Source organism: Blastopirellula sp. J2-11, from assembly GCF_024584705.1.
In the GTDB taxonomy this organism is placed as follows: Bacteria; Planctomycetota; Planctomycetia; order Pirellulales; family Pirellulaceae; genus Blastopirellula.
The window spans coordinates 2,286,174-2,305,837 of record NZ_CP097384.1 but is presented as its reverse complement, the minus strand read 5'-3'; the positions used below and the strand labels follow the sequence as shown (position 1 = coordinate 2,305,837).

Here is a 19,664-nt window from a genome sequence, read left to right as displayed (position 1 = left end):
TGCTGTGTGCCGCAGGTCCAGCGACAATGAATTCCCCTGCCAATGCACTTCTGCTTGCATGGTGTAACTTTCACCACACCGGAATCCACATCATGAATTGCTTCCTGCGTTGTCTGATCGTGCTGCTACTGTTGGCTGTCACCGCCCAAGCGCAAACCACGCAGACGCCTTCCAATACCGAGCCGACCAACGCCGACGAAGCGGCCGCCCAAAAACTGCAAGAAGCAGCCGAACTCGAAAAGAAGTACCAAGCCTGGTTCGCTACTTTGACGCCAGACCAACAGGCCTGGGAGAATACGCTACAAGCCGAACTCGGCGGCTTCTATCTGCCGATCCACAAACGAGAAAAAGTGGCCGGTAAATCGAATGCATGGGACTTTGTCACCGACGACCCGGCGCTGCCGCGCGTGCTGCTGATCGGCGATTCGGTCTCGCGGGCCTATACGCAGACGGTGCGTAAAGAACTAGCGGGAATCGCCAACGTGCATCGGGCTCCGGCCAACTGCGGACCGACCGCGACCGGATTGAAGAAGCTCGACGTTTGGCTCGGTGACGACAAATGGGATCTGATCCACTTTAACTTTGGGATTCACGATCGTGCGACGCCGCTGACCGATTACGCCGCGCGGCTCGAACAACTGGTGGAGCGAATGCAGAAAACCGGCGCGAAGGTCGCCTGGGCTAGTTCGACTCCGATCCCCGACGTCCCAGGAAAATTCACCGCCAAGTCGATGGTCGAGCGCAACGCGACCGCCGCGAAAGTAATGAAAGAACATGGCGTTGCCATCGATGATCTGTTCACCGCGATCACGCCGCGTCTGGAAGAACTGCAGAACCCCAACGACGTTCACTTTACCAGCGCTGGAAATCAGTTTTTGGGGGAACAAGTCGCCACGTTTCTGAAAGCCAGCCTACCGCAAAAATTTCACCTCAGCGTGCGGGCCAGCGAAATAAATCCGGACGCCCAAGCGCATCCCGAACTTGGCTTTATCTTCCAAGATGACAAAGGAAAACCGCAAGACGTGCAGCATGCGATGGTTGACACCCGCGCTGCGCAGCGCGGGAAGTTGGTCATTTGGTTGATGGGGTACAACGGCGGCCTGTTCGACCGAATCACGAGCTACGGTCTGCACGGCATTCAGCCGCACTACGCGAATCGCTGGTTCGGAACGCTCAAAGCGAAAGATCGTGATGACGGAGTTAGTCTCGGCAAGATTCGCTTGGAAGCTGCGACCGGCGAAGATTCTAGCCCGCTGGTCGATATCCCCAAGGCGGACAGCATGGCCCAGCGCAGCTTACAACTGGTGAAATGGCTCGCGAAAGAAAACCCGGCGGGGAACTGGGGACAGTTTCTCAACGAAGACAAGACCGATCTACAGTGGGACAAGGTGATCATGGCAGGCAGTTCGCACGGCTCGACCACATCGGCCCGCTTCGCGAAGCATCAAAAGGTGGCCCGCGTCGTCATGTTCTGCGGCCCGCGTGATCAATTGGATTCTTGGCAAGGCCTGCCGTCGGCGACGCCCGAGAATCGCTACTTTGGATTCAGCCACGTCCTAGACGGCGGCTGGACCGGCGACCACTACTGCCGCTCCTGGCAAATGCTGGGCCTGAACAAGTTCGGCCCGATCGTCGACGTTGACCAGGTTCCTGCTCCGTACGAATCAACACGGCGCCTGATCACCGCAGGCGATGTGAAAAACGACGCACGACGCGCCCACGGCAGCGTCACTCCCGGCGGCTCGGCGATCAAAGACGCCGACGGCAACTACGTCCATGAAGCCGTCTGGCGCTACTTGTTTACGCACCCGGTCGATGAAGTGGGTGAAGCGGTTCCGGCGGAGATGGACTGCAATCTGGACCTGAAGAAATAGCCGATGCGTCTCGCTCGGCTTTGAGATCGGAGTATCAATACATGGAATTTCCGTTTTTGGACATCGCTGGGATTTGCTGAATCGAGTCCCAGTGTTCAACTATTTTCCCGTCCCCATCGAAGCGGAAGAAGTCCATCGTCACATATTCTTCGTCGCCTGGCCAAGTCTGATGCGTGTGCAACGCGACCAGATCTCCTTCGGCGACGGCGCGTACAAACTGGATTTTCTTTTCAGGATATTGAACCTGCATCTCTGTGAAATAGTCGATGAACGCCTGCTTGCCGTCGCCAACGAGCGGATTGTGCTGAATGTATTCGGCGCCCACGTATAACTCGACCGCCTTCATCGGATCTCCGACAAACGCGGTGCGGTAGAAGGCGATCGCGTTCTGCTTATTCGCTTCCAAGTCGATTTGCATTTTTGATTTCCCGGTGTCTTCGTTCCTTTCCGCGGATCCCTAGGAAACGGATCAACCACCATCTTACCGCAGGGGAACTGCGATAAGATGGTCGTGAATTCTTGACGCAGCGCAGCACCCGCTGGTCTGCATTACGCGCGTCAATCTCGCAGGGGAAATAGAATTGGCGCGATCTCGGCTTTCTCTTCTACCGCTGGCGATTCTTCCGAAGCGGCGATTTGCTGCTTCAGCGCTTGCATCATGGCCACCGTTTTGGGATCCGCGGATTCCGCCGCGATCATTTCATCGGCGATCGCCGCGGCTTCCTTGAAACGTTTGATATTAAAGAGATAGTGAGCCTTAAAAGCGTTCACCGCTTCCAGCAGTTTGGCGTTGCCGTCGGCCTTGACGGCAAATGAGTCGAGGTATTCGAGCATATCAGCCGACGAGGTCTTCACTTTCAAACGCTGCCGAAAACCGAGCGACATTGCAGAAAGGAAATCCCGCTTGGTATTTTCCTGCACGATCTGCGCTAGCCGCTTCGCCCAGCTTTGACGGATCTGCGAATCGGCCTCGCTCGGCTCGTCGATCATGCGTTGGATTTGCGTCAACCATCCGTATTCCAGCATTTCACGCGGAACCTTCCCGAACAGACGATCAAGGCGCTGAGCGTCTTGGATATCCGCGACAGATTCTCCCACTTTAATGGCCGATAATTCGGCGCCCAAAGCGGAGATTTGGTCAAACGATTTCCAAAATTCGGCAGGACTCTTGTACCCGGCCATCTGACCATACGGCAACAAGTCAGCGTCCACAAAGTAAATCGTGGGAAAACCGATGATGTTTAATTGCGATTTGAGTTTTTGGTTCTGCTGGGTCAGATAAATCGAAAGCTCACTGTCATGGGGAAAATCAAGCACGACCGGCACATAACGCTGGGAAAGCCGTTGGGCGGTTTCCGGTTTCGCCAGGACTTCCTCTTCCATCTGAATACAAAAGGCGCACCAGTCCGAGCCGGTGAAGAACAAGATCAAATCCTTGCCTTCCTTGTTCGCAAGCTCTTGGGCGACGGTTATGTCGCTGATCCAGTCGACATGCACGGGGCTGCTGGAGATCGGTTGGCTGTTCTCTGCTTCTGACGTCTGCATTTGGTCTTCCGCCGCGGCGCTGCTGCTGGTCAGCAGAGCCAGCAGCAGCGCAACAGCTATCCCTCGGGCAGCAGAGGGATGACCGAACGCAAACAAGGCGGTTCGCCCTGCGGAAAAAAGCATCTTCATGGGGTTTTTCATTCTACAGTTTTTCGAGTTCAGGATTGCAGCTCGCTGCGGCCCCCAAAGAGGACATCGCAGCGGCGACGCTCCAATGCGAAGCGGGGTTTCGGTTATTTCAGCTTTACATTCGTCAACTCGACGGGCGAGAGTTCCATCCGCCCATCGACCGTCACCGTCATATAAGGCTCTTCCAAACTCCAAAATTCCTCACCCAACTTGTCAGGAACAAGCTGCATCGAATTTTGAGGCCAGCGAAGAATCCACGCATACTCGCCTTTAGGAACGCCGTCTCCCACTTCATAGGTGGAAAAGCTGTAGGAGCCATCCTCTTTGACGAGCGCCCAGCAGTCGGACTTACGCGAGTCGACCGGTTCCCCCAGCTTGATCAGTTTGATCATCGCCCCCGTGGGTGGCGTTCCGTTGACGGTGATCGTTCCTGTCACGGGATAGGTTCTAGCTTGCCAATCATTGCGGGCGCAGCCTGCCGAACTGAACAGCATCGCCAGCGCGACGCATCCCGCGGAAATAGTTCTTTGGCTCGTTACGATGCGCATTAGTTACCCCCTACAATGTCACCCTGCTGGGCGGAACAGAGGGCGACCATCGTCGCTCGGTCCATACTCTCACTTAGAAATCTGACCGAACCATCCGCCATAACGCACTGCACGCCGCTAGTATGGAAAGAGTAAGGGGCGCCGTAAATGTTGCTCACGTTCATGAACCCGCCAGCAAACTGGACAATGCTGGGTTGGGCGCCGGTGGGGTTGGTCGCGTCCATCACCAAGGTGAATTTGAAAAAGGCGCCAAGCTGACTCGCTTGCGTGACAGGGTTGGTCCAGGTTTCGCACCGACTTCCCCAGTTATAGAGTCCGAGCGATTTGAGAGAGTCTGACATCTCATATCGATTGGCTCGCCAATGATTTCGGCCAGCCGACTCGTACACGAGCAGCGTGTTAGAGAGTCCATCGGTGATATTAGAAAACTTATTCCATTTGTCGAGCGGGAATGCACCTGGAAAATCTTGTGCAGTGGGATTCACCGTTTCTTCGACGGCCAAAGTCGAGTAGCAGTAATCCGGGGTCTGAAATCCCTCAAATCTTGGATCCGCAACGGCCAACGGAATTCCCCCCTCAGGATTAGACGGGCAAACGAATAATGTCGGCATTTTGTCTTTCATCGCCGCGTTGTTGGCATGCATCCAGTTCTCGTTTTGATCATACAGATCATAGGTGTTGCCGCCTTCCAAGAACGGAAGTAACGCCACATTCGGGCCGTTCATTCGATCCACAATGACGCCGCCAAAAAATCCACCGGATGTCTTGTACGCTCCTGAGCGAGGCAGCGCCTTAAAAGTGTCGTGATAGTTATGGCAGGCCAATCCAATCTGTTTCAGACTGTTCTTGCAGCTCATCCGGCGCGCCGCTTCGCGAGCCTGCTGGACGGCGGGCAAAAGCAGCGCGATCAGGACTCCAATGATCGCGATCACGACCAATAACTCGACCAAAGTAAACGCGGCGCGTTTCATGGATTCTCCAAAGTGGAATAGCCAAAGCTGGCTGCTCAATCGACGGACGTTTGAATCGGAGAATGGCGAGAAGCTTCTCTCCCTTCCGCGATGTCCAGATTCGATTGCTGGGATAGACCAACTAATACGGCGACAAATAAATGCAGGCAAAAACCAAGGTGGGATGTCGTGGCAGCCCAGACGACAGTGGACCTGGCAAATTGCAAAAGCGATGCCGTCGCCGATTGGCAGGCGACAAAGACGACAAAAAACAGATGGCCCCAAAACAGCGCAAGTGCTTTCACAGCAATCAATTGCGGCGAATCAAAGCGGCCGCATCACAGAGCAGGGGCGCATCACTTTTTCTCACGTGACGCAGGGATGAGGATATTCGACTCATTGGACGCAAAATCAGAGGCAGACGGCTTGATCAAAAGCTGGGCAATCGCAGGCGTTTCACCGCCAAATTGGCGGCGATGGCGGCCCCATTCAAACTAGAAAAAAGGCTCGCGGCGGAGAAGCGTGGGCGTAATCCCCTCGGCCTGCCGAAGCACGCGAGCCAGATGCGACTGATCGTAAAAGCCGCAGGTCCGTGCAACTTCGAGCACCGAAAGATGCGGAGCCGTCGCCAACAGTTGCTTGGCCCGCTCTAGTTTGAGCTTCAACAAAAACTGTTTTGGAGATTCGCCGGTTGTCTGACGAAAGAGCCGGACAAAATGACTGCGACTAACGTTCGCATGCTCGGCGAGCTGATTCAAACTAAGGTCTTCGGTGCAGTGCTCTCTCATGTAATCCAAAATATCGATCAGGCGCGTCGGCTGCAGCGTATCGTCACTCGTCAGCCGATTTATCTTCTTTCCGGAGATCGCCAGCAACCGCTCTAAAACCTGGTTCTGCAAATACTCTTTGATCATTCTTCGCCCCACATTCCGGGGCTGACGAAAGTGTTGGAAAATCTGCTTCGTGATGAGTCTCAGCTTTTCGTCCCGAAACGACATTCGCAGCAGATGCTCGGGCAATCCTTGATCGCTTTGGGTCGCTTCTCGAAAAAAATCGTCCACCACGCACTTTTTGATGAAAATCATGTAGGTGTGATAGGGGCCCTTTCCCTGCAGCTTTTGGACCGATTCTTCGTCGCCGATAATGATATTGCCAGGCTGACTGCTGCGGAGAAACTTTCCGGCGCCAAAATCGGCTTCCAGCGAATATCGGGTGTCGCAATCTTCCAGGATCGAGATGAAATAATTGCCGCGGCAGTCGCCGTCGTGCAGCGACTCGGTGAGCAACGCTTCCGCATACTCCCAGTCGTCATCCGACTCATCCTGGTAATCGAGCGCCATGACTCGATCCCGAAACCAGGCCGGCGCCGAAAGGAAAGTCTTCCAAGTGTCGACATGAAGGCGCATTTTCCGCCGCACTTCTAGAATTCTGGCCAAGTCTTCCATTGCGAAACTTTCCGGTCGATTCAATATTTCTCCATGAAAAATATATCAACCAATCGGCATTTCTCAAAAGTGGTCCGACCGAATACGTAATGAAAAAGATGGTCCCCCCTGATCCCCTTAACACCTCAGCGGCAAAGTCGCTTTACGCCCATAACGTCTTGGCGATCACAAACATCGCCACCGCGACGATCGCCGCTGCAAATCCTTTTTGCAGGGCAGGGCCCGACAGGCGGCGACCGATCGCCTGGCCGGCGAAGAGGCCGGCGACTCCTCCGGCGATAAACAGCGCCGTCAGCATCGGTTCGATCGTTCTTCCCGCGATCAGATGCGATGCGACGCCGGAGACGCTAATCACGGCGATCACCATTAGCGATGCGCCAACCGCTTTGTGGATCGGCATATTGGTGAAGAAAACGAGCGCCGGCACAATCACAAAGCCGCCGCCGACGCCAAACATGCCGGCCAATGCGCCAGTTAGCAAGCCGATGATCAACAACATGACGGCGCAACGAGAATTCAACACCAACGCGCCGCTTTCATCACGCCGGCAAGTTGATTGGCTGGCGTCTTGGTTCGTTTCGCAGGCAACTTGCGGCGTCGCCGATTTTCGCCACAGTCTTGCGGCGACAATCAACATCAACGCGGCGAACAGCGACAACAGCACCGCTTCGCTCATCCCTCTAGCCAGCAACGTTCCGAGCGGAGCCCCCAACATGCCGGCCGCGGCAAATAGCAAACCGGTTCGAACTTCGACTTCTCCCTGACGCCAGCGCGTGAGGAAACCAACCAGCGCCGTAGCGCCAACTGCGGCCAGAGAAACGCCGACAGCGTCACGCATCGAAACGCCCAAACCATAGACCAACAGCGGCACGGTGAAAATCGCTCCACCGCCGCCGGTCAGACCGAGCGAAAGTCCGACGATCGCGCCGAACAATAGTGCGAGGACCAACATGGCGCCGCTCCCTTACCGAACACGATCGTCATATGCCGGCGCCAGACCACTGGTGCATGATCGGCAGATCTTCGCCGCTCCACGCCTGGAAGCCGCCGCTCATGTTCGTCACGTCAAAACCGCCGCGTTGCAGCAGACTCGCGGCGATCGCCGACCGCGCGCCGCTTTGGCATTGCACAACATACGACTGCGACTTGTCGAGTTCGCCGATGGTCCGCAGCAACTTACCGAGAAAGCGATGTTGGGCGCCGGGAATATGCCCGCGCCCGAATTCTTCGGCCGAACGGACGTCAAGCAACGTCGCTTCGCGCCGTTCGATTTGCATACGCAGCTGATGCGGCGTGGCGCTGGCGTAGGATTGCACCCGCAGCCCAGATTGTCGAACTGCGCTCGCATCAAAGTAGCCGCCGATCTGATCGACGCCGATCGCACGCAACGACGCCAGACAATCCGGCGACGCCTGACCATCCACGATCAGATAAATCGGTTGCTCGTAATCGACCAAGAAGCCGGACCACTGCGCCAGCATCTTGGCCGGAATGTTGATCGTGCCGGGCACATGCGCAGCGGCGAAGTCGGCCGACGGCGTCACGTCAATCACCAAATTTAATTCGGCGACCGACTGCAGCATGATCGTATCCATCGGCCCGACCGAGGGCAGACTCGCCAGCAGCGCCGGCCCTGCTTTGTTGACCCGTTTCATGACGGCGAAATAGAACGGCGTCTCCGGTTGATCGGCCAGGATGTAGTCGACGAACGCTTGCTCGTCAGCGTACTGCAGCGCCGGGTTAAATCGCTTCTCATAACCAACCGTACTCGAAGGAATCGCGCCTAACCCTTTGCCGCAGGCGCTGCCGGCGCCGTGAGCAGGCCAGACCTGCAAGTAATCGGGCAACTCTAGAAACTTGGCGACCGATTGAAACAGTTGTCGAGCCCCTTGGTCGGCGCTGCCGACCACTCCGGCGGCCGTTTCCAGCAAGTCAGGCCGACCGATCGAACCGACAAACACAAAGTCGCCTGTGAAGATCCCCATTGGTTCGGATGCGCTCCCCCCTTCGTCGGTCAGCACAAACGAAACATGCTCCGGCGTATGGCCAGGCGTATGCAACGTCTCCAACTTCACCTTGCCCACGTAGAACGCGTCGCCATCTTTCAGCAGTTGGGCGTTGACCTCCGCCGCATAGCCATACTTCCAATCGTCCGGACCTTCGTCCGAAAGATAGAGCTTCGCGCCAACGCGATCGGCCAACTCCCGCGCGCCAGAGACAAAGTCGGCATGAATGTGCGTTTCAGCCGCGCCGACAATCTGCAGGCCGGCCGCGAGAGCGGCGTCGAGATAGGGCTGCACGTTGCGGCCGGGATCGATCACGATCGCCTCGCCGCTTTTTTGACATCCGACCAAATACGAAGCGTGCGCCAGCGCCGGATCGTAAAAGTATTGGAGCAACATCAACCTGACTCCTTCCTTAAACATTTAAATAGTAATATGGCGACATTACGACATATTTTCACAAAAAAAGGGGCGACCCTACGTCGCCGCTTTTACGCCAAATCGACTCTCGATGCAGTGCAAAATATCTTGCAGGTGAGGCTCGGCCACTTGGTAGTAAACCTTGCGACCTTCCTTTTGACTGCTGAGAAAACCGCAACGCTGCATCAGCCGCAAATGCTCTGAAGCCATCGGGCTGGGGATCTCGCACGCTTCGGCCAGTTCGCCAACGGTGTAATCACCCTGTAACAGCATCTGCACGATGCGCAAACGGTGAGGATGCGCCAAAATACGCAAACACTCCGCCGCTTCGCCCAGCGATTCTAAAGTTGTCAGTTTTAGCTTGGTTCCAGCCATCTTCGATTCCTCTCTTCCTCTTAATATATCGGAACATTACGATATGTCAAGAGTTCGAAACAGGGAAACCGCACAGGCGCCGTCCCTGTAAATTGCCCTCGGCTGGAGTTTTTAGGGAGATTCCTTCTTTGATTGTCGAGCGAAGAAATTCATATACTGGTCCCAGTCGTATTCGACGATGTTGTGTTTCCCCTCTCGCATGTGATAGCCGATCACCCCTTGCTGCAGGGATTGATTGGCCGGCGGAGGCGTCTCGGACGCCGCGTCTCCACCGAGCCCGCTGGTTCCTAGCAGCCGATAGACAGGGTCGGCAAATCTGGCCGCCAAGTACTCTCCCTTGGGATCAGCCCACAAATCTTCGCTGGCGCTGGCGACATAAACCGGCCGGGGCGCAATTAAAGCGATGACCTCGTGTTGATCGACCGGCAGCGCCGCTTCGTTGTTGTTGTATTGCTTGAAGTTTTCGCAGAACCAATAGGGAATGACCCGATTGATCACTTCGACCGTTTCTCCAAACGCGCGACGACTTAACGCGGCGCCCCCGCATCCGGAGTTATTAGAAATGGTCAACGCAAACCTTGGGTCGCGAGCTCCGGCCCAGAGAGCCGCTTTGCCAAGCCGCGAATGTCCCATGACGGCCACGCGCCTGCCGTCGATGTCCGGGTCCTCTTCCAGATAATCCAAACCGCGGCTCAGTCCCCAGGACCAAGCGGCGATGCACCCCCATTGGTTCGCATCAGGTTTGACTTGACCAGGCCGGTAGAACGCCGGGACAATTCCATCGCTGCGCCCGTCGCGGTGATCGGGATAGATGTCGCCACAGTAGGCGGTAGCGACGGCAAAGCCGCATTCGATAATCCGCCGAATAGGCCAGCGACCAGTATAGACGCCGCGAGACGCTTCCGTCGCTTTGTTGTTGACCACGCCGGGCGTTCCATTGGCCACCCAATTCGGCGTGATAAGGACCTCGGGATCAGCGGTCACCGTCTGATTTCCGCGAAAGTTCAATCCCCAAAAAACGGGGGCTGGCCGGTCTGTTTTCGGCACATACAACAGCATGTTCATCGTCACGCGCTGCGGCTGTTCGGCGAGAACAATCTCAATCTGCTTACGGATCGCAAGGCCATCCAGCGCATTGTCATCCTCGGCGACGACCCGATACTTCAGCTTGTCAGGCGCCGCCGGCGACTTACCATAAACATGCTCTTCAAACAGCTTCAATAGCTCCGGACGACGTTGCTCGGTCCATTGCTCCGGCGAAGCGACAGAGCCGCCGTCTGCAAACTGGAGCGGGTCAGGAAGTTCGTACTTCGGGACTTTCGCTTCGTTGTAGTTCGCTTCGGGAACCTGCCCTAACGCCGACAGACAAGGCAGACCAATCGCAACCATACTGGCCGCGAGCAATCGAGATAAATTCCGCATTACGATCTCGGTCCTATTCATCGAATCCTGTTCTTGGGAACGCCAGGGAAGGGGAGCGCGTCCATTCCGATGCGTCCATCCACGCATTGCACTGAATTAGACGTGCGAAGCTTCTCACCGTAGTTCGATCGCCTCTTCACGGTCAATCAACTTCTGCGCAAAAAGTTTTTACATCTGCGCAAATTTTCTTACCGAGATTCGTAGAGATCGCCCGTCAGCAGAGCCCGCGACCAACGGGGGAGAGAAAAGATTGTCGGTTGACATTGCGCACGGAGTTGGGGTCGATTGATGGCTGAGGATGAACCGCCGAATCACGTTTGCGCCGCCGGTCGAAGAGATGGGCGAGAGGGGGATTCTATGCACCATGCGTGCTTTGGACTTGGTAAACCCAACTTTCCAACTTCGGCGCCTGGATCCTGTTGGCGGAGATCCGTGGGAGACTCCCCTAGAAAAAAACGACGCGGTCCAGTCCGGTCCCAGGTTTCGGTCCGAAAAAACGGGGTGCAGTCCGGTCCCTGGTTTCGACTCGAAAAAACGGGGTCCAGTCCAGTCCCAGGTTTCGGTCCGAAAAAACGGGGTCCAGTCCGGTCCCAGGTTTCAACTCGAAAAAACGGGGTCCAGTCCGGTCCCAGGTTTCAGACCGAAAAAACAGGGGTCTGTTCCGGTGGCCATCCAAGAATGGACAGCAGAAGAAAGGCTTGGAATGTCCAATCCGTTCAGAATTAGACAGGAGGACTTAGCCGTTACTCACCCCCCACTAGGCAGTTCGCGGAAACTGCCGCAAGATCGCCAAGACTTCAGCATGAACGCGTTTGCTACAACCAACCCCCTCATGGTGGTGAGCCGTGGGGTCGCCGTTCCAGTCAGTGAAGATGCCCCCAGCTTCTTCGAGGATCGGCTGAGCGGCCGACGCGTCCCAAACGCTCATGATGGGGTCGACCATGACGACGGCGCGTCCTGTGGCCACAAGGACGTATCCGTAGGCGTCTGCCCAGGTCCGAGTGAGCCAAGCGGTCGATTCCAGGCGGTCGTACGCCTGTTTCGCACCGCGAGCGGCGAACTTGCTGGCTTGGGAGGTGACAAACAAACCATCCTCCAGAGGGGAATCGTTATTCACCTTGGCCGGTTTCGGCGCGGCGCCTTGGCGGACGTGCCAGGCTCCGTGGCCGGTCGCGGCATAGACCAGCTCGTCGAGACCGGGGATGTAGATCGCGCCAATCGCTGCTTTCCCTTCGTATTCGACGCCGATCATCGTGCCGTAGAGCGGGACGCCGGAGACGAACGCCTTGGTGCCGTCGACGGGGTCAACAATCCAGCGAAAGGGGCTGCTGCCGTTGGTTTCGCCGTACTCTTCGCCCAAGACGCTGTCATCGGGGAAGCGTTCCAGAACGCGGGCGCGGATCAGTTCTTCCGCTTCGCGATCGGCGACTGTCACCGGCGAGTCGTCTGATTTGCGGTCAACGATCAGGTCGTCGGTTTGAAAATGGGCAAGCGTGCCTTGGCCCGCTTCGACGGCTAGTGTGCGAGCAAGTTCGAGACGATCGGCAAACAGTTGGGGCGTATTCATACGGGAGAGAATAAAGGAGGGAAATAAAACCTGACAACAGGGCGTTGCCGTTCTATCGCCAAACAGAGAGAAGTTTTTGGCAACTTCACACGAAAACGTCGCGTGCGCAACGTCTTATTTCAGCCGAGGATATTCTCGGCAGATCGCGAGAACTTCGTCCAGCACTTGCGGATTCGCGCCGATTCCTTCGCCGCTATGAACGGTCGGCTCGCCGCGCCAATCCACAAACGCGCCGCCTGCTTCTTCCAGAATGGGTTGAATCGCGGCGGCGTCCCACACGCTGAGCATGGGGTCAACCATCGCGACGGCTCGACCGGTGACGACCAGCAAATAGCCGTAACAATCGCCCCAAGTGCGGGTAATGAACGCCGCGTCTTCGAGTCGCTCGAACGCTTCCATCGCATCACGACGAGCGAAAGTGTTGATTTGCGACGTGACAAAAACGCCATCCTGCAGCGATTTGGCGTCGTTGACTTTGGTTAGCCGCGGCGCTTCATCGCCTTGGCGGTACCAGGCGCCGCAACCTTTGGCGGCATAAACCATTTCGTCGAGGCCCGGGATATAGATCACTCCGGCGACGTTTTGGCCAGCGTGCTCGATGCCGATCAACGTTCCATAAAGCGGGACGCCGGCGACAAAGCTCTTGGTGCCGTCAATCGGGTCGATGATCCAACGGAAGTCGCCGGAGCCGGGAGTCTCCCCAAATTCTTCGCCGATGATGCCGTCGGCCGGAAATTGGGTGGCCAAACGATCGCGAATCAGCGTTTCGGCTTCGCGATCAGCGACGGTGACCGGCGAATCGTCCGCTTTGCGGTCGACGATCAGGCCTGACTTTTGAAAATGTTGCAGCGTGCCGCGTCCCGCCTCGACGGCGAGTTGCTGGGCGAGCTGGAGACGATCGGCAATTTCCGGCGAAGTGTTCATAATGGGGAAAGATACGGCGCCTTGATGTATCGCGACAACCGGGGGGCGGCAAATTCAAAGTGAACCTAGCCGCCCAGCAGGTATCTTTCTACACTTCCCTACGAAGTATTCTAAATTCCAATTGCTGCTCATCAACCAAGGAATTGGCCATAGCTAAATCACGCAAACCAAGCCGTTCTTCCTCGTTCGACCCGCGCAACGATCGCAAAACTTTGCAGCTTTGCCGCCAGGTGCTAGAGACGCTTGAGATGGTGCTCTCTGGCGAGATCGACGATGATCGGCTACCGATCTTGCATGTGGTCGAAGTCGTACCGGCGCCTGACAGTTCGCGGATGCTGGTGACATTATCGGCGGACATTGCCGACACCGACTACGATCCGGACGAAATCATTAGCACGCTCAGTGAATACGCCGACTTATTGCGCATGGAAGTCGCGGCGGCGATTCATCGCAAGAAGACTCCGCAACTACTGTTTCATCTCGCACCTTCTCCCATGCCGCCGCTCGACTCTGACGATTGATCCGAAGATCCAACTAGCGGCTGGCCGCTGCTGATTTCGTCCGCATCCGTTCAGTTTCTCCAGCCTGAATAAGCGGCTCAAATGCAACTGCGGACCTCCGCCGTACGGCGAAAGCAATTGTCGAACACATGGTGATTCGTCGATCTTTTCAAAACATCGAGACGCTGTTTTGAAATTTTTGAAATGCTGGGGAGCTACATCATATGACTTGGCTGTCACGGACGACGGCGTTGGCGCTGCTGTGGGGCACTGCGCTTGCGACTACATCGACATTTGCTCAAAGTCCTGCAAATGGCGAAATGGCCGAAATTCGGGCACGGATGGAAGCGCAGGAGGCCGAGCTACAAGCACTACGGCAGCGATTGGATGCGCAGCCGGCTTATGGCTTTCACCATATCGAAGAAGATAGTTGCGGCGGGGGCGCCGAAATCTATCGGTTGCCGATCGTCTATGACTACTGCTATACGCCCGATTGCTGTGACGACGGGGGACCTCCTAAGCAGCACGTGATGAAGTACTACACGACGTATGACAAGGGCTTTGTCATCCGGCCGTACAATCCCGAGGAAAACCCGTTCGAGATCAAGTTCGGCGGCTGGGTGCAGTTCCGCTACAACGGATATTCGCGCAACTCCGATAGCTGGACCGACAACGCCGGGACGACGCGCCCGATTCGCAATCGGAATGAATTTGAACTGGAAAGATCCCGACTGCAAATCAGCGGTTATGCGATTGATCCGCGGCTGAGCTACTTTGTTCAAATGGACGGCGACACCGACGGCTCCGACAGCGTCGATTTCTTCGACTATTGGTGGGCGTGGGAATTCAACGACGACCAGAAAGTTTACCTGGGCAAACGGAAGGTTCCCGGCAGCCGACAATGGATACTGAGCGCCAAGCATACCCGTTTGGCCGATCGTCCGATGGCGGCCGACTTCTTTCGACCTGGTCGTACGGTCGGTATTTTCGGTGCGACCAAGGTTGGCGAGAACGGCTACTTTGAAGCGATGATCGGCGACGGCTACCGTACCGAGAACACGCCGCCTGCCGATATCGATGATAAGCTCGCTTTCGCAGCGACCAACTACTGGGATCCGTATGGCGACTTTGGCGGTAAGCTGACAGATTACGACTATAGCTGTGATCAGCGAATGCGGTTGGGACACTCGTTCGTCTTCGCACCCAATGCGAGCATCGCGCCGGGTCAGCCGATCGACGAATCGGACTTCATTCGCTTGACGGACGGCACCAAGCTAACTGCGTTGGGAGCATTGGCGCCTGGGGTTCGCCTGTCGGAATTCGACGTCTACCTATATACGCTGGACTTCGCCTATCGGTGGCGCGGTTGGAGCTTTGACGCCGAGTACTACATGCGTTGGATCCAAAACTTGCGAGCCAGCGGCGCGTTGCCGGTCGAAAACCTCTATCAACATGGCTACTTTGCCGAAGGGGGATACTTCCTCGTTCCCGAGAAGCTCGACTTTAACGTTCGCTACTCGTACGTCAGCGGCTATTACGGCAACGTCGATGAGTATGCGGCCGGCTTTAACTTTTACCCGTGCGACACGCGTAATTTAAAGTTGACGTTTGACGTAACCAAGGTCAACGGCAGCCCGCTGAACAACACGTCGAGCGGCATTCTGGTCGGCGATGACGGCATCCTGTTCCGCGGCCAGTTCCAGGCAGAGTTCTAAATCGATTTTTGGTTTCGACGACTCCCCGTCGATCTTTCAGAAGGGGCGTCCGCAAGGGGGCCCCTTTTTCTATTTCGCGGAGGACGCCGTTGATCGAGCCGACGGTTTAGCGCGTTGACTCGATAAAGACATCCGCATCGTAGATCGCTTCAGGAATCGGAAAGCGGAACATCGCCGCGACGTTGGCGCCGTTAGGCATGTCGTCCGCTTCGAGCGTATAGACCGAACCACCGGTGGCGATCGTTCGCACCGCCGCGTAATTCAACAGATCATCATCGTCGGGCGAGTGCGTTAAAATGATCCGCTCGTTCTCTTCGTCGACAGAGCCCAGCGCCTTGGCGCCGCGAGTAAGAAACAGGACTTCGATACTATCCATCATTCCGGCGATCAAGATTTCTTTCGGATCGATCGAAGCTCGCGATACGCCGCGCAACTCATTCATTTGCTCCAGCACCGATCGCCGGACGCAACTTGCTCTCTCGGTTAACAGCGGCTTGACTTGCTGATGCAACTGCTGCGGCGTCATGCGGTCAAAGTTTCCGGACAAATGCTCTTCCCAGAGCGCATCGCCATGAAACGCATCACGGAACAGGGGATAAAGATAGTCGACGCCGGCAAAGACCAGCGGTTTGTCACTGTCGGCCAAATGTCCTTCTAACGGCCGCGCGACGCGGTGAAAAAATTTGGTCAGTTCCGACTTGACGTCCGCCGAGCCGCCAGCGCCTTGCCCGTGAAACATCGTTTCGCCTGGTCGGGAACCGTGCCCATGAAATTGCAGCGTATTGGTCCATTCGTCCACTTGCAACGCGCTCCGCAAGTCGCTGGGCAGATCGGCCAGATCAACGTGGCGCATTTCGTATTGGTCACCTTCAAACAAGCGAACTTCGTTCTGACTGACGACCAGCAGTGCGAAGTCGAGCGGTTGGCTCATCCAGCAGGTCAACGGACGAACATGAAAATCATTCGCGAGGTGGACCGCCAGCTCGACATGAAAGGGAAGTCGGATCGAGCGGCTGAAGGTCGGGCTCGCAAAATAGGCGAACCCTTCATCCATGTGACGCCAGACGGCGGCTTCGCGACTGCGCGTCATGCTCCATGCTGGCTCCAACATTTTTTGAATAACATCGGACGGATGGCCGGCCGATTTCAACTTGGCGCAGGCCTTCTTCAGCAACGTGGCCAATTGAATCGGATCTTGTCTTGTTTCTTTTCCTGCAACGTGAGACGGCATAAAGAGGGATACGCAAGGTTGCGTTTCATTGTCGACCAACACTCGTGCGTCTTCTGCGCTGAAAGAATACATCACCTTTTCTCCATATTCCGTGGGGAACGATTGCCCTTCACCCTACGATGCAATCTCTATGCCATGCGGCGCAAGTACTGCAAGCATCGCGACTTCATGCCCTAACATGGCTGCGCTGCGGCCTTCGTGGTCGATCTGCAACCAACGATCACCGGCATTCCATCAGCCGTTATCGATTGCAATTCCCCAGGTGGACTCCGATTTTTCCGGCTACAGCAGTCGTCAGCGTTCAATTTCTTTCCGTTCGGCACGCGTGCTGCGTTAATCACCTTTATCCCCTCACCAATCATTGGCCCAACCAAGGAGCAAGACGATGACAACGATCGCCGCACAACGCGAAATTTTGCCGACCCAAACTCGTGATGAAGTCGCGCAGCAGTTGCAAAGCTCGCTGGTCGATCAGATTGATCTAGCCCTCCAAGCGAAGCAGGCTCACTGGAATGTGCGCGGACTAGGCTTTCGCGCCATTCATTTGCACCTCGACGAAATTATTGAGACTTCTCGCGAGGCGAGCGACGAAATTGCCGAGCGAATCGCCGCAATCGGCGTTGCAGCGGACGGCCGCGCTGCGACGGTCGCCCAATCGTCCGAACTCGAGCCGTTTCCGGCTGGCATCGTTGATGTCCAGGAAGCGATTCGGAGGATCTCGGACCAAATGGCGACCTGCTCCACTTCGCTTCGTCTACGGATCAAAACGATCGGAGACGACGATCTGATCAGTCAAGACTTGCTAATCGGCATCTGTCGCACCCTAGAAAAACAACTTTGGATGCTCGAATCGCAAGCGGCTGACGCTGCTCCGTAACCGCATCCCTAACCCTAACTCCCCTGTTTTTGGAAGGAACCCTGACGATGACTACCATTGATTTAACGGAATTGGCCGCCGAAATTGCGGACGAATACGAGATGACCGAGCTCGAAGCTTGGGGGCTCGTTTACGAATACGGAATGGAATACGAAGAAGGCGAAGCCGGCGCCGAAGCGTCGGTGCAATAGTCTGACCGGTGATTCGACTCCGGCCAAAGTTGCGATTTTGCTTGTCGAATTCTTCCGTTGTCTAGATAATGCAGGAAGCGGGACTCCCGCTTTCTGACTCCCACGGCGGAAGGTGAAGAGATGTGCAGTAACTTAGCTCCTTGGCTGATAATGGCCTTCATCGCCGTTGTCAGCATGCCCAGCGATGCTGCTGCGCAAGATCTTCGCGGTACCCCCAACGGCAAATACAACAATCACCCGGCGTCGAACTATCCGAGCAGCGGCTACGTCGACTCGTATTTGGGCGGCGCCAGCGGTTCACGGAACAACTATCGTTCGCATGGACACCGCGGTTACTCGTCATCGTATTACGGACGTGGTTCTAACTTTGGCTATTATGGCCCCGGCTATAGTTTCTCTAGCTATTCCGGATATTATCCCGGCTACGGCTATGGCTATGGTCTGCCCCCCTATGGCGGATTGGGACTCGGCGGCTGGTCGCCGAACTACTACCAGTCAACGGTCACCGCCAACTACATTTCGCCCTATGGCGTTTACTACCGACCAAGCGACAACTACAGCGAGTACTATTTGCCGCCGTTCGAACCAGCAGAGCTGCGCTGGGGCGCTGGCGCGATCAAACAGTTTTCTGGCGTCGATCGCAATTTTGCGATGGGGCCGCTGCTCTCCGAGAACCTGACCGACTTGCCCAACCCGACCTATCCGACCCTTTCCCCAGCGCTGGTGCGGATGGCTTTAGGCGAGCGGCAAGCTCCGGGACTCCCCGAAGCCTCTCTGCCGATCGCTCGCGAAAGAGCCGCACGCTATGTCGGCTTTGGTGATCGCCTCTTCAAAGAGCAAAGAATTCATGAAGCGATGGCGAAATATCGTGACGCCGTCGCCGCCGCGCCCGATCTTGCGGCGCCCCAATTTCGGCTGGGGCTCGGCTATTTAGCGACCGGTCGCATGGAAGAAGCGGCCGAAGCCTTCAAACGCGGAATGCAGCTCGAGCCATCCTACATCTTTACGACCAATTTCACGTTGGAGGAGTTGTACGCCGGCTTTCCCTTGGCGAAAAACTCGCTGCTGGAAGGAATCGCGCGTCGGACTCTCAATGATCCCAACAACGCCGACAATCTGTTTGATGTGGGAGTCGTTTTGTATTTAGACGGGCAAATCGACACGGCCCGCAAATACTTCGCCACATCACGGAACCGCCTGTCAGGCGCCGACGATTCGCATTTGCGTCCGTTTCTGGTCGAAGCCGGCCCCGTCACGGCGCCGCAAGGCGGACTCGATTTATAATCGCGACTCAGCAAGTCTCGTCTTTATTACCGTGGCGAATTCGTTATCCTAGATGACATTGAATTGCACTTAGCGTTTTCCACGCGCTGACTTAACTTGCTCCAAGGAAACTCCTCTCATGCGTATCTCCCTGACTGGATTGCTGCTGCTCGCGGCAATTTGCGGCTTTAGTGCGACCATGTCGATCGGCTGCAACACGTCGAATCCGCCCGCCGCCGATGATCACGACGAACATGATCATGATCACGACGAACATGCCGGACACGATCACGGCGAGATCGGCCCCAACGGCGGGCACATCGTCGAATTAGAAGGGGGCCCCTATCACCTGGAATGGGTTCATGACGAAGAGAAGCCAGCCGCTGACGCCGAAAAGGTCATCACCTTCTACGTCCTCGACGCCGACGCCAAAAAAGAAGCTCCCATCGCCGCCGAAGCGCTCACGGTCAAGCTGACGACCGGCGGAGAAACCAAGGAAGTCGCCGCCAAAGCCGAGCGTGCCGCAGACGCCGCGACGACGGCCAAGTTCGTTTTGACCGATCCGCTGGCCGCGACCATCCTGACTTCGGAAGAAGTCGATGCGATCGTCACCTTTGACGTCGACGGCAAAGAACTCAAAGGCAAGATCGAAGATCACCACCATCACCACTAAGACAAGGTGATC

At 56.2% G+C, this 19,664-nt stretch carries 19 protein-coding genes; 7 read left to right on the top strand and 12 right to left on the bottom strand.

The window, feature by feature from the left end; translation table 11 throughout:
- Window positions 1-92 precede the first annotated feature (92 nt).
- On the top strand, window positions 93-1,874 hold the full coding sequence (locus M4951_RS09450; RefSeq protein WP_262026237.1) for an SGNH/GDSL hydrolase family protein: 1,782 nt from the start codon (window positions 93-95) through the stop codon (window positions 1,872-1,874).
- A 34-nt stretch (window positions 1,875-1,908) separates the two neighbouring features.
- Here the strand turns inward: M4951_RS09450 and M4951_RS09445 are convergent, their stop codons facing one another.
- The 11 genes from M4951_RS09445 to hisN (M4951_RS09395) all read right to left on the bottom strand — a co-directional run bounded on the left by M4951_RS09445 (window position 1,909) and on the right by hisN (M4951_RS09395) (window position 13,202).
- Complete coding sequence (locus M4951_RS09445; RefSeq protein WP_262026236.1) at window positions 1,909-2,292, bottom strand: nuclear transport factor 2 family protein; 384 nt, start codon at window positions 2,290-2,292, stop codon at window positions 1,909-1,911.
- A 140-nt stretch (window positions 2,293-2,432) separates the two neighbouring features.
- Window positions 2,433-3,743, bottom strand: a complete 1,311-nt coding sequence (locus M4951_RS09440; RefSeq protein ID WP_262026235.1) for a thioredoxin family protein — start codon at window positions 3,741-3,743, stop codon at window positions 2,433-2,435.
- On the bottom strand, window positions 3,653-3,985 hold the full coding sequence (locus M4951_RS09435; RefSeq protein ID WP_262026234.1) for a hypothetical protein: 333 nt from the start codon (window positions 3,983-3,985) through the stop codon (window positions 3,653-3,655). The genes M4951_RS09440 and M4951_RS09435 overlap by 91 nt, the downstream gene beginning before the upstream one ends.
- Window positions 3,986-4,095: 110 nt before the next feature.
- Window positions 4,096-5,067, bottom strand: a complete 972-nt coding sequence (locus M4951_RS09430; protein ID WP_262026233.1) for a DUF1559 domain-containing protein — start codon at window positions 5,065-5,067, stop codon at window positions 4,096-4,098.
- 473 nt (window positions 5,068-5,540) lie between these two features.
- The gene (locus M4951_RS09425; protein ID WP_262026232.1) at window positions 5,541-6,386 is read right to left on the bottom strand and encodes an AraC family transcriptional regulator; all 846 of its coding nucleotides are present in this window, start codon (window positions 6,384-6,386) and stop codon (window positions 5,541-5,543) included.
- A 247-nt stretch (window positions 6,387-6,633) separates the two neighbouring features.
- The gene (locus M4951_RS09420) at window positions 6,634-7,443 is read right to left on the bottom strand and encodes a sulfite exporter TauE/SafE family protein (protein ID WP_262026231.1); all 810 of its coding nucleotides are present in this window, start codon (window positions 7,441-7,443) and stop codon (window positions 6,634-6,636) included.
- A 28-nt stretch (window positions 7,444-7,471) separates the two neighbouring features.
- Window positions 7,472-8,893: an MBL fold metallo-hydrolase gene (locus M4951_RS09415; RefSeq protein WP_262026230.1), complete on the bottom strand. Its 1,422-nt coding sequence runs from the start codon at window positions 8,891-8,893 to the stop codon at window positions 7,472-7,474.
- 78 nt (window positions 8,894-8,971) lie between these two features.
- Window positions 8,972-9,289, bottom strand: coding sequence for an ArsR/SmtB family transcription factor (locus M4951_RS09410; protein ID WP_262026229.1), 318 nt, complete (start codon window positions 9,287-9,289; stop codon window positions 8,972-8,974).
- Window positions 9,290-9,400: 111 nt separating this feature from the next.
- Window positions 9,401-10,711: an alpha/beta hydrolase family protein gene (locus M4951_RS09405; protein WP_262026228.1), complete on the bottom strand. Its 1,311-nt coding sequence runs from the start codon at window positions 10,709-10,711 to the stop codon at window positions 9,401-9,403.
- A 757-nt stretch (window positions 10,712-11,468) separates the two neighbouring features.
- Window positions 11,469-12,278 carry a histidinol-phosphatase gene (gene hisN, locus M4951_RS09400; protein WP_262026227.1) on the bottom strand — a complete coding sequence of 270 codons (810 nt, stop codon included), beginning with the start codon at window positions 12,276-12,278 and terminating at the stop codon, window positions 11,469-11,471.
- 114 nt (window positions 12,279-12,392) lie between these two features.
- On the bottom strand, window positions 12,393-13,202 hold the full coding sequence (gene hisN, locus M4951_RS09395) for a histidinol-phosphatase (RefSeq protein ID WP_262026226.1): 810 nt from the start codon (window positions 13,200-13,202) through the stop codon (window positions 12,393-12,395).
- Between the two features lie 212 nt (window positions 13,203-13,414).
- On the opposite strand from hisN (M4951_RS09395), the gene M4951_RS09390 reads away from it, so the two are divergent.
- Together M4951_RS09390 and M4951_RS09385 are read left to right on the top strand one after the other, a co-directional pair.
- Window positions 13,415-13,723 (top strand): ribosome-binding factor A, encoded by a 309-nt coding sequence (locus tag M4951_RS09390; RefSeq protein ID WP_262026225.1) that lies wholly within the window; start codon window positions 13,415-13,417, stop codon window positions 13,721-13,723.
- 203 nt (window positions 13,724-13,926) lie between these two features.
- Window positions 13,927-15,417 (top strand): OprO/OprP family phosphate-selective porin, encoded by a 1,491-nt coding sequence (locus M4951_RS09385; protein WP_262026224.1) that lies wholly within the window; start codon window positions 13,927-13,929, stop codon window positions 15,415-15,417.
- Between the two features lie 106 nt (window positions 15,418-15,523).
- On the opposite strand, the gene M4951_RS09380 is transcribed toward M4951_RS09385, so the two are convergent.
- Window positions 15,524-16,720, bottom strand: coding sequence for a hypothetical protein (locus M4951_RS09380; RefSeq protein ID WP_262026223.1), 1,197 nt, complete (start codon window positions 16,718-16,720; stop codon window positions 15,524-15,526).
- A gap of 313 nt (window positions 16,721-17,033) precedes the next feature.
- Here M4951_RS09380 and dps point away from each other — a divergent pair, with 313 nt between their 5' ends.
- The 4 genes from dps to M4951_RS09360 all read left to right on the top strand — a co-directional run bounded on the left by dps (window position 17,034) and on the right by M4951_RS09360 (window position 19,652).
- Complete coding sequence (dps, locus tag M4951_RS09375) at window positions 17,034-17,525, top strand: DNA starvation/stationary phase protection protein Dps (RefSeq protein ID WP_262026222.1); 492 nt, start codon at window positions 17,034-17,036, stop codon at window positions 17,523-17,525.
- 47 nt (window positions 17,526-17,572) lie between these two features.
- The gene (locus tag M4951_RS09370) at window positions 17,573-17,716 is read left to right on the top strand and encodes a hypothetical protein (protein ID WP_262026221.1); all 144 of its coding nucleotides are present in this window, start codon (window positions 17,573-17,575) and stop codon (window positions 17,714-17,716) included.
- A 120-nt stretch (window positions 17,717-17,836) separates the two neighbouring features.
- Window positions 17,837-19,000 carry a tetratricopeptide repeat protein gene (locus tag M4951_RS09365; RefSeq protein WP_262026220.1) on the top strand — a complete coding sequence of 388 codons (1,164 nt, stop codon included), beginning with the start codon at window positions 17,837-17,839 and terminating at the stop codon, window positions 18,998-19,000.
- Between the two features lie 118 nt (window positions 19,001-19,118).
- Window positions 19,119-19,652, top strand: a complete 534-nt coding sequence (locus tag M4951_RS09360) for a hypothetical protein (RefSeq protein WP_262026219.1) — start codon at window positions 19,119-19,121, stop codon at window positions 19,650-19,652.
- The last annotated feature ends 12 nt before the right edge of the window (window positions 19,653-19,664 follow it).

Excerpts from the sequence above, each read along its gene's own strand:
- M4951_RS09450 (WP_262026237.1), top strand. The coding sequence starts at position 93 with ATGAATTGCTTCCTGCGTTGTCTGATCGTGCTGCTACTGTTGGCTGTC.
- M4951_RS09445 (WP_262026236.1), bottom strand. The coding sequence starts at position 2,292 with ATGCAAATCGACTTGGAAGCGAATAAGCAGAACGCGATCGCCTTCTAC.
- M4951_RS09430 (WP_262026233.1), bottom strand. The coding sequence starts at position 5,067 with ATGAAACGCGCCGCGTTTACTTTGGTCGAGTTATTGGTCGTGATCGCG.
- M4951_RS09425 (WP_262026232.1), bottom strand. The coding sequence starts at position 6,386 with ATGGCGCTCGATTACCAGGATGAGTCGGATGACGACTGGGAGTATGCG.
- M4951_RS09420 (WP_262026231.1), bottom strand. The coding sequence starts at position 7,443 with ATGTTGGTCCTCGCACTATTGTTCGGCGCGATCGTCGGACTTTCGCTC.
- M4951_RS09415 (WP_262026230.1), bottom strand. The coding sequence starts at position 8,893 with ATGTTGCTCCAATACTTTTACGATCCGGCGCTGGCGCACGCTTCGTAT.
- M4951_RS09410 (WP_262026229.1), bottom strand. The coding sequence starts at position 9,289 with ATGGCTGGAACCAAGCTAAAACTGACAACTTTAGAATCGCTGGGCGAA.
- M4951_RS09405 (WP_262026228.1), bottom strand. The coding sequence starts at position 10,711 with ATGCGGAATTTATCTCGATTGCTCGCGGCCAGTATGGTTGCGATTGGT.
- hisN (WP_262026227.1), bottom strand. The coding sequence starts at position 12,278 with ATGAATACGCCCCAACTGTTTGCCGATCGTCTCGAACTTGCTCGCACA.
- hisN (WP_262026226.1), bottom strand. The coding sequence starts at position 13,202 with ATGAACACTTCGCCGGAAATTGCCGATCGTCTCCAGCTCGCCCAGCAA.
- M4951_RS09385 (WP_262026224.1), top strand. The coding sequence starts at position 13,927 with ATGACTTGGCTGTCACGGACGACGGCGTTGGCGCTGCTGTGGGGCACT.
- M4951_RS09380 (WP_262026223.1), bottom strand. The coding sequence starts at position 16,720 with ATGTATTCTTTCAGCGCAGAAGACGCACGAGTGTTGGTCGACAATGAA.
- dps (WP_262026222.1), top strand. The coding sequence starts at position 17,034 with ATGACAACGATCGCCGCACAACGCGAAATTTTGCCGACCCAAACTCGT.
- M4951_RS09370 (WP_262026221.1), top strand. The coding sequence starts at position 17,573 with ATGACTACCATTGATTTAACGGAATTGGCCGCCGAAATTGCGGACGAA.
- M4951_RS09365 (WP_262026220.1), top strand. The coding sequence starts at position 17,837 with ATGTGCAGTAACTTAGCTCCTTGGCTGATAATGGCCTTCATCGCCGTT.
- M4951_RS09360 (WP_262026219.1), top strand. The coding sequence starts at position 19,119 with ATGCGTATCTCCCTGACTGGATTGCTGCTGCTCGCGGCAATTTGCGGC.